An 11,948-nucleotide genomic window follows, 5' to 3' on the forward strand; every position below is an offset into this window, starting at 1 on the left:
ACCGGCAGCTGAAATGGCGATTCGATCGGCGCACTCGGACCGCGGCTGTACGTGTGCGGCAGCGGATGAACGCCGTAGCCGAAGCGAGACCCGTTGTCCGTCGGCTCGATCCGCATCGCGCCGGGCGCCCGGCGAGCACCCGCTTCCGCCCTGCGCACGAGCTCACGGATCTGCTGCTCGATCATGCCTGTCGCATCCGTACCGAACAGCGTGTCCAGACCGGCCGCGCTGCGCAGCGTACGCGATGCATGAACCGCCGGGGCGACATTCGGCGGCAGCACGGGCGCGGGTGACGCCGCGGCAAGGCCGCGTGCCCGGGCGGCGCTGTCGGCATCCGCCCATCGCAGCGGCGGCAGCGGCGGCAGCGAGCGGCGCGGCTCGTCAGGGACACGCTCCCAGCGTCCGCTCGCCAGGCCGCCCGACGGCTGCGCCGGCTCGGGCGCTGGTTCCGTTGCCACGACGACAGGCTCGCGTCCCGCGCGTCCTCCGAGCGCCTGCACCCAGCGCTGCGCGAGGGCAATCGCTGCCGCTTCGAGCGACGTCCCGTCGGCGCGGATGTTCACCTGTCCGAGAACGCGGCCAGTGCGATACTTCACGCTGTAGGTGCCGTACGGCCCGTTGTCGACGAGCACTGCCTCGTCGCCGATGCCATCGATTGGTCGCGCACTGACGGTGGCGACGAGCTCACGGTGCCGCCCGCGCGCCTCTGCTTCGCTGTCCGCTTCGATCGCATCGATCATCACGGTGCGCGCACCGCGTCCGGTGATCGGGTAGCGGCAGTAGCCGTAGCCCGGCTGGCCCGCACCGACCTGCACGTCGAGCCCTGAGCCTTTCAGGGCCGCCGACACGTCTTCAGCACGGAACAGCTCACACACCTCGAACGGCGCCATGGCTGCGGTCGAGGAGGACAGCGCGGGGGAAGGAGACGCGGCCGCAGGGATGAGGGCCACGGCCAGGACGAGCATCATCGCACGCCGAATGGTGTTCATGTCGTATAGCCTGCGGCGCGCCCGCCGCGTGTGCGTCCATACCGCGCGTCAGGAGGGTAGCGAGCGGTCTTCGAGTCGGAGAATCTACCGGCCGTGGGATGGCACCGCCACGGCCGCCACAATACGTCGAAGGGCGCCGCAGCTGCTGCTGCGACGCCCCTCTACCCTCACCGGCCGTACCTCACCGGCGTTGCGACTCAGTAGCTCGGGTTGCCGATCCGCTCGTTGTTGTGCGGCACGAAGCAGGTCGCCGTGCCGTAGCTGCCCCACTCCGTGTTCGGATGCGCGCCCGACGGGAACTCGTCCACACCGTACTGGTCGATGTAGCGGCGCAGGTCGCCCAGGCGGTGACCGTCGAGATAGAAGTCGCGACGGCGCTGGTCGCGCAGTTCCGCCTGGTAGCCGTCCTCCGTCAGCGCGCCGATCAGGATCGCCCCCTGGCCACCGACGCCGCGGCGCTCGTTGAGGAATGCCAGGTTGTCGACGGTGAGACCCTGCGCCTCGGCCACGATGTAGCGCGCCTCGAGCCCGGACGTGAAGCGGATGTCCGTGCCGAGGGCGAACGGGACCTGCTCGCCGGCCACCCACTCGGAGTATGACGGCGGCTGGAACGGCGTGTACAGGTCCGTCAGACCGTTGTGACCGCGCACCGGCTCGGCGATGTGCGTGACCCGCGGGTCGTTCAGGTTGCGGAAAGCCTCGTCCACGCCCAGGTACTGGCTCGCACCCGTGGTCGCTGCCTGCATCCGGTTGTTCGGATCCGCCGTTGCACTGCTGAACGACACGTAGCTCGCGAAATCGGCCGGCACCTGCGACGCATACGCGATCGCCTGTGCGGTCTCACCGCGCCAGAGGTGCGCGCGGGCGGCACCGACACGGGCCATTGCGATGATCGAGTCGGACGCCGCGCCCTCGTCCGCCGCCGTTGCAATGGCGATGGCCGCATCGAAATGATCGATCGCGAGTGCGAGGATCTCGGCCGAGCTGAGCGCTGGCGACTCCGGATCGACCGGCGACTCGCAGAAGTACTCGCCCAGCATCACGTAGCTGTACCCGCCGTACGCATGTACGCGCGCCAGGCGAATGTCGCTGTCGGCATCTTCGCCGAGCAGCTCACCCAGGCGACGCGCGTAGTCGTCGGCGGCGCCGCGCGCCAGCTGGATCGGCTCATAAATGTCCGATGCCAGGATCGAGTTGGTGTGCTCGACGTAGCGGAGGTCGAACTGGCGCCACTGGTCGAAGTTGTGACCATTGACAGCCTCGTCCGTGAGGATGGCGCCGGCCAGCGCCAGGTCGTCGTACGCGAGCTGGAACTCGCCGATCGTGCTGGCGACCATCGCATCCATCAGGTTCTCATCGCCGAGCGCCGGCTCGCCGATCACGCCCGGATTCTCCACCTCGAGCAGGCTGTTGAAGCTGTCGCACGCCGCGCTGGCGCCGGCCGCGAACACCGTCGCGACCGCCAGCAGACGGCGGCTGTAACTGCGCAAATGCATCGTAAGCATTCCTCGTTCGTGTTGGCGGCTAGAAGGAAACATTGACTGTCGCGAGCCAGCGGCGCGTCGGCGGTACGGACATGTACTCCGCGCGCGTGAAGTTCGTCGAGCCCCCGATGTTCGTTTCCGGATCCAGCCCGCTGTAGTCCGTCCAGGTCGCCAGGTTGCGGCCGGCGATGCTCAGGCTCACACGGCCGTTGGTGCCCAGGTACTGCGTGTAGCGCTGCGGCACGTTGTACGTGAGCGAGACCTCGCGCAGCTTGATGAAGTCGGCCGGCTCGATGTACATCATGTTCGAGTCCGACATCCGCTTCTGCCACTCCTCGTCGTCCGGCGTGCTGCTGACGATGTCGTAGCTGACGCCGTCCCAGTCCGCCGTCTGGCGGGTCATGTTGAACAGGTAGTGGCCGCCCTTGTAGTCCATGTACGTATAGAGCGACAGGTTGCCGAACAGCGTAAACGTGTTCGTCAGCGAGGCCTCGCGCGTCGGCGTCGACGGCCCGACGTAGACGGCCTCCTCCTCCATCGCCGCCCACCCCTGCGGCGTGAGGATCAGCTCACCGTTCTCGTCGCGTGCCAGCGGGTACGCCCAGTAGCCGGCGATCGAGTAGCCTTCCTCGTGCCGCTGCGAGCTGCGGTAGCCCACGGGGATGTACTCGTCACGCACGCCGCCCCACGACACGACCTTGTTGGAGTTCGTCGAGAAGCCCGCGCGCGCGTCCCACACGAAGTTCTGACTGGCGACCGGCGTGCCGTAGAGCGCCAGCTCGATACCGGTGTTCGCGATCTCGCCGACGTTCTGCAGCCGACCACCCTCGAAGCCGCTCGACGGTGCGACCGGCACGCTCAGCAGCGCGTCCTTCGTGCTCTGGTTGTAGTACGTGAACTCCGCGCCCATCCGGTCCTCGAGGAAGGACGCATCGAAGCCCAGCTCGATCTCCTCGCCGACCTCCGCGTGCAGGTCCGGGTTGCCGAAGTCCTCGGCGCTCAGGCCACCGGCCACCGTGCCGTCTGCCAGCACGACCGTGGATGTGCCCCACGTCCGGTCCGCCGAGAAGGGATCCGGCGAGTTGCCGGCCTTGCCCCACGCGGCACGCAGACGAAGCTGCTCGAGGAAGTCGACATTGAAGAACGGCTCCTCCGAGACCACCCAGGATGCGTGCACCTTCGGGTACACGACCTGGTCGAACTGCGAGCCGAAGGTCGAGTTGTCGTCGAAGCGCAGCGCGCCGGTCAGGAAGACGCGGTTGCGCCACCCGATCTGCTCCTGGATGAAGAAGCCGAGCGAGTTCTGCTCCTCGAAGCTCTCGAAAGCGTCCTTCTCCTCCGCGTTACTGACGAGGCGGACCTGGTTCGAGATCAGGCCGGTCCCTTCCGCCTGCAGCGACTCGAAGCGATAGGCGTTCAGCTGCATGCCGAAGGACGTCTCGCTCGTGATGTCCTCGTTCACGTCCAGCGAGATCGTGCCCGCGTAGTCGACCGTCCAGTTGCGCGTTGCCGGCGCGTACTGACCGATGAAGCCGCGCGCGTTCGTCGAGCCGTATGCGGGCGGGCTGCCCCGGTCGATCGGGAAGAACAGCGTCGCCAGCCGCTGGTTCATGTCCAGCCCGAGGTTGAGCCGGTTCCGGAACCAGGACGTCGGGTTGTAGTTGATGTTGGTGCCGAGGATCACGCGCTCCGCACGGGTGCGGTTGTCGTACGCGTTGATCTGCTCGGGCGAGAGGCCGAGGTAGCCCTGCTCGAACGTACCCTGGCGACCGGCCGGGCTGCGCAGCGTGTTGCGCAGCATGCCCCACGACGAGTTGTCGTTGTTCGGCAGGCGCGTGTCACTGCGCGTGAAGCCGGCGCTCACCGCGACGTCCAGCTCGTCGTTCGGGTTCACCGTGAAGTTCAGGCGGCCCGAGTTGCGGATGAAGTTGCTGTTGTGGAAGATGCCCTCTTCCTCGTCGCGATCGCCCGAGAAGTAGAACGAGTACGTGTCGCCGCCGCCGCGCGCCGAGACGCCGTACGAGCGGATGTCGGCCGTGCGCAGCGCGCGCGGATCGTCACGCAGGTTGGTCGAGCTGATGATCCGGGCGTCCGGCGCCGCCAGCGAGTCGACGCCCACGCAGCCGGGGAAGCTGCCGACCGGGAAGTTGCCGCTCCCGGCCGCGATGCCGTCCGCTGTGCGGATCCGCGCCGGCGTGCACATCGCGTACTGCGTCGGGAAGTCGGCGCCCCACTCGGACTGACCCGCCTCGACGCGCGCCGTCCACTGGATCGACTGCTGCCCGCGACGCCCCTTCTTGGTGATGATCTGGACCACGCCACCGGCCGCATCGGCGCCGTACAGCGTGGCCGCTGCCGGCCCCTTGATGACCTCGATCGACTCGATGTCTTCCGGGTTGATCGCATCGAGTGCCGACGTCGACTGGCCGCTCACCGACCAGCCGCCCTGCGAACCGGCTGTCATGCGGATGCCGTCGATGTAGAACACCGGCGAGATGCCCGCCGAGAGCGAGCCCGCGCCGCGGATGCGGATGTTGGACGCCGTGCCGGGCGTGCCGGACGGCTGCATCAGCGTGAGCCCCGGAGCGCGACCCTGCAGCAGCTCGGCCGTGGAGCGGACCGGCGCAACCTCCGTGATCGCGGCAGCGTTCACGCCTGAAACCGAGTTGCCGACCGCGCGGCGCTGCGAGCCGCCCGCCGTGCCGGTGACGACGACTGCGTCCAGCTCGACCGCCGACTGGCGCAGCGACAGCGCGACCGTCGCCGTGCCACCGGACGTCACATCGACCACCGCGCTGGCGGTCGAGTATCCAATCATCTGCGCCTGCACCTCCTGCTGACCGGCAGGCACGTTCGTGAGCAGAAAACGACCATCAGCGCTGGTAATGGTGCCGAGACCGGTGCCGACGACGACCACCTGCACACCCGCGAGGGGGCGCGTGGTCTGCGCGTCGGTCACAGTGCCCGTCACTGAGCCCTGCTGCGCCAGCGCTGCTGTGGGAAAGGCGACCGCCGCCAGCAGCGCGGCGAGTCTCAGGAACTTCTGCATCTGCATCTTCTCCCTGCTGTGAAAAATCCATCCCCGGACTGCCAGCCGCAGCAGTACGGGGTCCTGCGGCTCACACGCGGCCGCATGCTCTTGCCCGTCACCGGGCGTTTCAGATTCTGGGGGGAATCAGTTTTCGGGAACGCGTAACTCTATCCCTTTGTGACAGGCGCTGGCAACCGGCCGTTGACCCTGGTTGCACTCCGGCCTATCATCCCGCCGCCGCGGTTGCACGCCCGCCGCACGTGTTGTGTGCATTTTCTGCGAAGGAGTCAGTGATGAGCCGCACGATTCGCGTTGCCCACTCGCCCGACTCGGACGACGCGTTCATGTTCTATGGCCTCGCCACCAACCAGGTCGACACCGAAGGCCTCGAGTTCGTGCACGAGCTGCAGGACATCGAGACGCTGAACCGCCGCGCGCTGAATGGCGAGCTCGAGGTGACCGCCGTCTCGATTCATGCCTACGCATACCTGACGGACAGGTACGCGCTGCTGCCGCATGGCGCCTCGATGGGTGAGGGGTACGGGCCGCGCGTCGTCGCGCGCGAGCCGCTCGCGCTCGAGGACCTGCGCGGCCGCACGATCGCGATCCCCGGCGAGATGACTTCCGCATACCTCGCGCTGCGCATGATGCTGCCGGAAGCGCAGACGGTGGTGGTACCGTTCGACCAGATCATCGAGCACGTGCAGGCGGGTAAATCGGATGCCGGGCTGATCATTCACGAGGGCCAGCTCACCTACAGCGACGAGGGGCTGCACCTGATCGTGGATGCCGGAGAGTGGTGGGGGAAGAAGACCGGTGGCCTGCCGCTGCCGCTCGGTGGCAACGCGATCCGTCGCGACCTCGGCCCCGAGCTGATCCGCAAGGTGTCACGCATCCTGCGCGAATCCATCGCCTTCGGCCTCGAGCACCGTCAGCCGGCCCTCGCACACGCGGGACAGTACGGCCGCGGGCTGAACGACGCACAGACGGACGAGTTCGTCGGCATGTACGTGAACCAGCGCACGCTGGACTACGGCCCGGACGGCCGCCGCTCTGTGCAGCTCTTCCTGGACGAGGGTCACGAGGCCGGGCTGATTCCGCACAGGGTGCAGGTGGAATTCGTGGACTGAGCGTTACACGGAGGCGGTGTGCGACCGTCGCTGCCCCGCACTCGCGGTGACAGCGCCTGCAGGCAATGAAAAAGGGCGCCGGGTCGATTCGACCCGGCGCCCTTTTTCGTTTCTGCAGAGGATCAGGTCTTCTCCTCCGGCAGGATCGCGTCGTACTTGCCGCCCCACATCTCCCAGGCCGCACCCGCCATTCCCTTGGTCTTCTCGATCGCGTTGCCGTGCTCGGTGACGGTCGGCGTGGTGTAGGTCTTCTTCTGCATGGTATCCTCCTCGGATTATGAGTTGACGCAATCGCGTCGGTCAGAACATCGATTATGCCGCGCTCTGTGCAGCGCGTCGGGCCGCGAGCGGTCGTCCCGCCCGCACGGACATCCACGTTTCGAGTGCCAGCGCACTCATCAGGTATACGTTGTTGCGTGTCCTGCCGCGGCGTGCGCTGTCGACGTCCGCACGCAGCGCATCCGCGTCCACCGCATCGATCGACTCGAGCGCAGAATCGCGCAGCAGGTCGTCGATGCAGGCCTGCTCGTGCTCGATCGCCCACAGGATGCGGCTGTCGATGCCGCCCTTGGTGCGACGTGTGCGCACGACGTCGGGCAGCCGGTCACCCATTGCGGCGCGCAGCACCCACTTCTGCATGCCCGGCTTGACGCGCGCGCTGACGGGCATCGCGAGCGCTGCCTCGACCAGGGGCCGGTGCAGGAACGGGTAGCGCAGCTCCACGTCCTCGCCCCAGGGCCAGCGCTCGAACCACCCCTGCAGCGAATTCAGGTTGGCCAGCGTCTGCGTGCGCACGCGCTGCCCGGGTCGGCCCAGGTAGGTGTCGTTGAACTGCGCTCGCTGCTTCATGCGATGGCGCTCGGCGAACGCGGGCTTGACCCAGTCCGGCACATCGAACAGTGCCGCCCCGCTGCGCATGCGTGCCGGCAGAAACGGATCGACCAGCTGCCTGCGCGACAGCGCCCAGAACGACTGTCGCAGGATGACCGACCACTCGGTCAGCTCGCGCACCGCGCCGGCGGCCTTGCCGCGCGCGGCGAGGTCCGTGATGTAGTCGAGGGTTGGTGCGAGGTAGTGGTCCGCGCCCAGGCCGCTCAGGACCACGCGCGCCCCTTCGTCCCGCGCCAGCCGGTAGACGCGCCGGTCGCGTGCATAGAACGGGTACAGTGGTGACGGCTGATCGGTCAGGGGCGCCTCCGCGCCGTCGTACTGCCAGGGCCAGAAGGCGCTGAGCTGCTCGTTGCGCAGCCCCCACTTCGCTGCCACGGCGTCGGAGTACCTGCGCTCGTCGCCGTCTCCCATCGTATCGTAGAGGGTGATCGTGCCAGCGAGGGTGCCGTCACCCTGCGACGCTGCCGCACCGACGATCGACGACGAGTCGAGGCCGCCGGAAAGCTGTGCCCAGGTCGCGCCCGGAACGATGCGGCTCGCGACCGCCTCATCGAAGAGGGTCCGGAACTGCTCAACGGCGTCGGCGTCGCTCATGGCGACGGGCTGGATCTGCGCCGGGTCCCAGTGTCGCCTGAGCGAGCGGACCGTTCCCTGCTGCCGGGCGTAGTGGGCCGCCGGCACCGCACGCACGTCGCCCCACAGCGTGCGCTCCCCCTGTCCGTGCGCACCGACGAGGAAGTCGGCGACGAACTCGCCGTCCAGCCGTTCGTTCGACTGCAGCGGCGCCACGGCCGACGAGAAGAGCACGACGTCGTCCGCGTCCCGCACGAAGAGGGGCTTGACGCCGAACGCGTCCCGCACCGCGAGCACCTTCTGCGCCCGCGCATCCCAGAAGACAAAGGAGTAGTCGCCGACGATGCGGGCGATCGCGCCGTCGCCCTGGTCATCGATCAGCGCGAGCACGACGTCGAGGTCCGACGCACGCTCGTCCAGCGGCGTCCGCAGCAGCGAGACCAGCTCCGCGCGATTGTCGAGTCGAACATCCCCCACGGCGGCCGCCGTTCCGCGCCGTGCCATTCGCGGCCGCAGCGGGGACTGCGCGAAGACCGCGGCGAATGGTCCCGCCAGCAGGTAGTCCAGCTCTGCGCTCGTGCCGGCTCGCATGCGCGCGATCGCGCCGAACAGCTCGGCGCGCGTCAGCGGCGCGCCACCCGGCCGGTATGCACACACGTACATGGTCAGCCCCCCAGCCCGGGGAACGGAACGAGCTGCGTGATGAAATCCTGCGGCTCGTTGACCGCCTGCCCGCCGATCTCGACCCACGCGTGCGCCGCGAACGGCACCGGCCGGACGCCGATGCGCAGCACGGCCGGGGCGCCCGCCTTGCGCAGCATCACGTACAGCGCGAGCGACTGCTCGAGGCAGAGCGCGCGGCGCGGGTAGAACGCGGCTGCGAATGCGACCCGCCGCCCCACTGCCTCCGTCTGCTCGGCGCTCCACGTCCCCGCCGGCTCGGTGTCACCCAGGCGCCGGGCCAGCGCGAGCCCGCGCTGCAGCCCGCGCAGCCGCAGCACGGCATCGAACATCGTGATCAGGAGAAAGGCGCGGAGCGCGCCGGGATTCCGAGTCATTACTGGACCTCCAGCAGACCGGCGGCCGCGAGCCGGAGCGCGAAGGCCGTTGCATCCGACTTGAGGCGATCCACGGGTGCGTCGTACTCGTCGGCCAGCAGACGGGCCGTCTCCTCAGTCGTGCGCCCCTCGCTCAGCAGGGCCCAGAACCGGCTGCCCGTCTCGTCCAGGCCGTAGTACCGGTCACTCTTCAGGTCGAGCAGCACGGTGCGACCGTCACGCTCCGCGGATACGACCGTAGGACGGGCACGCAGACGAGCACCTGGCATGAGCACGTCAGCCGTGGCGGCGCCCCGTTTCCGCAGTCCGATCATTGGACTTCCCCCTTCATCAGTTGTTGACGGTATCCCAACATAAAGCCCACAACACCGGCCAAGGTGGAGGTGGTGTCAGAAACTTGTCAGAAATGCGTGGGCGTGAGTCAGCGACCGGTCAGGACGCAGGTACGCACCGCGCCCCGACCGCCAGCGCCAGCGGTCGGTAGGAACAGGAGATGACGGTCCGAAGCTGCCTACTGCTTGAGCCGGTAGCCCGACTTCCGGACCGTGATAATGTGCCGCGGCTCGGAGGGATCGTCCTCCAGCTTGCGGCGCAACTCCATTATGTGTGTGTCGATGGTGCGGCTCATGATCGCGCCGCGATGACCCCAGATCTCCCGCAGCAGGTCCATGCGGGAAACGACAGCGCCATGCCGGCGCAACAGGGCCAGGAGGAGGGAGAATTCCCGATGCGTGACGGGAATGGGAGAGCCCGCCCGGCTTACCGACTGCGCGGCGACGTCCACCTCGACGTCGCCGAAAGTATAGATCTCACGCTCCGGCTGCGCCGTAGCCGTCTGACCGCGCCGCAGCAGCGCCTCGACGCGCGCGAGCAGCTCGAGCAGGCTGAACGGCTTCGTGACGAAGTCGTCGGCGCCCAGGCGAAAGCCGCGCACCTTGTCCGCTTCTTCGCCACGCGCGGACAGGATCAGGACCGGCGTCTGGTCGCCGTTCTCGCGCAGCGTCTTGAGCACACGGTAGCCGTCCAGGCCCGGCATCATCAAATCGAGGATGACCAGGTCCGGCTCCAGCTCCCGGATCAGGCGAAGCGCCTCGTGCCCGTCCTGCGCAACCTCGACCGAGTAACCTTCGATCTCGAGGTTGTTGCGCAGCCCGAACGCCAGATCCGCATTGTCTTCTACGATGAGTATGCTGTGCTGCATCCGCTCCGGCACCGCGGTTAGGCGACGGCCCAGTCTCTGGCCGACTCCGCACCGCGAACGTAGGCGCCGGGGAACTCCGCGACAACCCGTGCACCGCCACCGGGCGCTTCCTCGATCCAGGTGCGGCCCCCGTGCATGCGCACCAGCTCCCGGACGACCGAAAGCCCGATGCCACTGCCGGTGACCGACTTCTCGAGATCGCGCGACAGTCGCTGGAACGACTCGAAGACGCGTTCGCGCTCCGGCTCCGGAACGCCCGGCCCCTCGTCATCCACCCACACCCGCGCCGCGTCGTCGAACAGCGCTGTACCGATCGTGACGCGCTGTCCCGCAGGACCGTACTTGAGCGCGTTGTCGACCAGGTTGACCATGATCTGCCGCAGCGCGTCGCGGTCGACGGGGACGACGATGTCCTCCTGCAGCTCGAGGCGCACGTCCGCCGACTGCGCCTGGCGAAGCTCCGCAAAGCTGTCCGCGATGCGCTGCACCTCTTCCGCGAACGACGTCGGCTGCGGCGTCACGCGCATGCGACGCTCGGCACCACGGCCGAACGTGAGCACGTTCTCGACGAGTGACGCCAGGCGCCGTGCCTCCTGGTCGATGATCTCCAGCGCCCGCCGCCGCTCGACGTCGCTGCGCACCCGGCCGAGCAGCAGCGTCTCCGTGAACATCCGGATCTGCGCCAGCGGCGTACGCAGCTCGTGCGACACGCTCGAAACGAAATCGCTGCGCAGCTTCATCAGCTCCGATTCGCGACGCAACACGACCAGCGCCGCCACAAGCGCTGCTCCCGTGACGCCCAGCAGCAGGAGCAGGAACGGAAGGCGCGGACGGGGCATGCCTCCGGGAATGAGGAGGTCGGGAGCGGCCGGCTTGAGACTGACGCTCATCACGAACGAGCCGGCAACGGGACTCAACGTACGATCCGTAGCGAACCGCGAGGGAGTGTCGTCGACAGTCGAGTGGATCTGCCGGCCCTTGGGCGTACTCAGAACTACGTCGAATAGAGTCGCATTTGGAAGCGCCTTCGGTGAGTTACCAAAAAGCAATGGACGACTCTCGTAGAGAAAGTCGGCCATCCGGGCCACGGCCTCGGGTTCCAACTGATATGCAACGCCTCTGATCGGCTGATTCGCCTCGTCCATTTCCGCCAGGACACTGAACACAGATGCGTTGTCGCCATCGGCGACGAGGAACCACGCCCCACTCCACCGTCCGGACAGACGCGCGAAGTCACCCGTATTCAGGTAATGCCAGAACTGCTCGTAATCGTCTTCGATCAGCACCCGGGAGCTAATCAGCTTCTGCCCTGGTGTCTCGAAGTAAACCTTGGCAAGAACTTCCTCGCCCGTGAGGCAGCGACAGAGTGTCGAATCGGGGAGGAGCGAATCGATCTGGTCAGGTGTGAGAGCACTCGCGTCATCAATCAGGGCGCCGCCCTTGATTGCGACCCACACACCCGTGATCCCGTTGATCAAATTCGGCTGGAACTCATTGAGCCACTGGTCGGCGGCGAGCTCGGTGTAGTCGCGCAGCGCTGCTTCGGCGGCCTCACGGTGCTGCCGGTCCGCGTCCTGCGCCTGGTAGGCGA

10 protein-coding genes are annotated in these 11,948 nt (G+C 67.7%); 1 reads left to right on the plus strand and 9 read right to left on the minus strand.

The genetic code is table 11. From position 1 onward, the window contains the following. The 3 genes from VFU06_02010 to VFU06_02020 all read right to left on the minus strand — a co-directional run. Positions 1-989 (minus strand): hypothetical protein (locus VFU06_02010; protein HEU5208160.1); only part of this gene is annotated, 989 nt, incomplete at its 3' end. A 197-nt stretch (positions 990-1,186) separates the two neighbouring features. Next, on the minus strand, positions 1,187-2,485 hold the full coding sequence (locus VFU06_02015) for a hypothetical protein (protein HEU5208161.1): 1,299 nt from the start codon (positions 2,483-2,485) through the stop codon (positions 1,187-1,189). A 28-nt stretch (positions 2,486-2,513) separates the two neighbouring features. Continuing rightward, positions 2,514-5,528, minus strand: a complete 3,015-nt coding sequence (locus VFU06_02020) for a SusC/RagA family TonB-linked outer membrane protein (protein HEU5208162.1) — start codon at positions 5,526-5,528, stop codon at positions 2,514-2,516. Positions 5,529-5,797: 269 nt separating this feature from the next. On the opposite strand from VFU06_02020, the gene VFU06_02025 reads away from it, so the two are divergent. Beyond that, the gene (locus tag VFU06_02025; protein HEU5208163.1) at positions 5,798-6,634 is read left to right on the plus strand and encodes an MqnA/MqnD/SBP family protein; all 837 of its coding nucleotides are present in this window, start codon (positions 5,798-5,800) and stop codon (positions 6,632-6,634) included. A 122-nt stretch (positions 6,635-6,756) separates the two neighbouring features. Here the strand turns inward: VFU06_02025 and VFU06_02030 are convergent, their stop codons facing one another. From VFU06_02030 to VFU06_02055, 6 genes are all read right to left on the minus strand, one after another. After that, on the minus strand, positions 6,757-6,894 hold the full coding sequence (locus VFU06_02030) for a hypothetical protein (GenBank protein ID HEU5208164.1): 138 nt from the start codon (positions 6,892-6,894) through the stop codon (positions 6,757-6,759). 52 nt (positions 6,895-6,946) lie between these two features. Next, the gene (locus VFU06_02035; protein ID HEU5208165.1) at positions 6,947-8,761 is read right to left on the minus strand and encodes an asparagine synthase-related protein; all 1,815 of its coding nucleotides are present in this window, start codon (positions 8,759-8,761) and stop codon (positions 6,947-6,949) included. Between the two features lie 2 nt (positions 8,762-8,763). Then, positions 8,764-9,156, minus strand: coding sequence for a lasso peptide biosynthesis B2 protein (locus VFU06_02040; GenBank protein ID HEU5208166.1), 393 nt, complete (start codon positions 9,154-9,156; stop codon positions 8,764-8,766). Next, on the minus strand, positions 9,156-9,470 hold the full coding sequence (locus VFU06_02045) for a PqqD family protein (protein ID HEU5208167.1): 315 nt from the start codon (positions 9,468-9,470) through the stop codon (positions 9,156-9,158). Before VFU06_02045 ends, VFU06_02040 begins: the two co-directional genes overlap by 1 nt. Positions 9,471-9,667: 197 nt before the next feature. Further along, positions 9,668-10,357 carry a response regulator transcription factor gene (locus tag VFU06_02050; GenBank protein ID HEU5208168.1) on the minus strand — a complete coding sequence of 230 codons (690 nt, stop codon included), beginning with the start codon at positions 10,355-10,357 and terminating at the stop codon, positions 9,668-9,670. A gap of 17 nt (positions 10,358-10,374) precedes the next feature. Then, positions 10,375-11,948 (minus strand): HAMP domain-containing sensor histidine kinase (locus VFU06_02055; protein ID HEU5208169.1); only part of this gene is annotated, 1,574 nt, incomplete at its 5' end.

The organism is Longimicrobiales bacterium (genome assembly GCA_035764935.1).
Lineage (GTDB): Bacteria > Gemmatimonadota > Gemmatimonadetes > Longimicrobiales > RSA9 > DASTYK01.

What these genes read in the sequence shown, in the direction of transcription:
- VFU06_02015 (HEU5208161.1), bottom strand. Translation starts at nt 2,485, where the DNA reads ATGCATTTGCGCAGTTACAGCCGCCGTCTGCTGGCGGTCGCGACGGTG.
- VFU06_02020 (HEU5208162.1), bottom strand. Translation starts at nt 5,528, where the DNA reads ATGCAGATGCAGAAGTTCCTGAGACTCGCCGCGCTGCTGGCGGCGGTC.
- VFU06_02025 (HEU5208163.1), top strand. Translation starts at nt 5,798, where the DNA reads ATGAGCCGCACGATTCGCGTTGCCCACTCGCCCGACTCGGACGACGCG.
- VFU06_02030 (HEU5208164.1), bottom strand. Translation starts at nt 6,894, where the DNA reads ATGCAGAAGAAGACCTACACCACGCCGACCGTCACCGAGCACGGCAAC.
- VFU06_02035 (HEU5208165.1), bottom strand. Translation starts at nt 8,761, where the DNA reads ATGTACGTGTGTGCATACCGGCCGGGTGGCGCGCCGCTGACGCGCGCC.
- VFU06_02040 (HEU5208166.1), bottom strand. Translation starts at nt 9,156, where the DNA reads ATGACTCGGAATCCCGGCGCGCTCCGCGCCTTTCTCCTGATCACGATG.
- VFU06_02045 (HEU5208167.1), bottom strand. Translation starts at nt 9,470, where the DNA reads ATGATCGGACTGCGGAAACGGGGCGCCGCCACGGCTGACGTGCTCATG.
- VFU06_02050 (HEU5208168.1), bottom strand. Translation starts at nt 10,357, where the DNA reads ATGCAGCACAGCATACTCATCGTAGAAGACAATGCGGATCTGGCGTTC.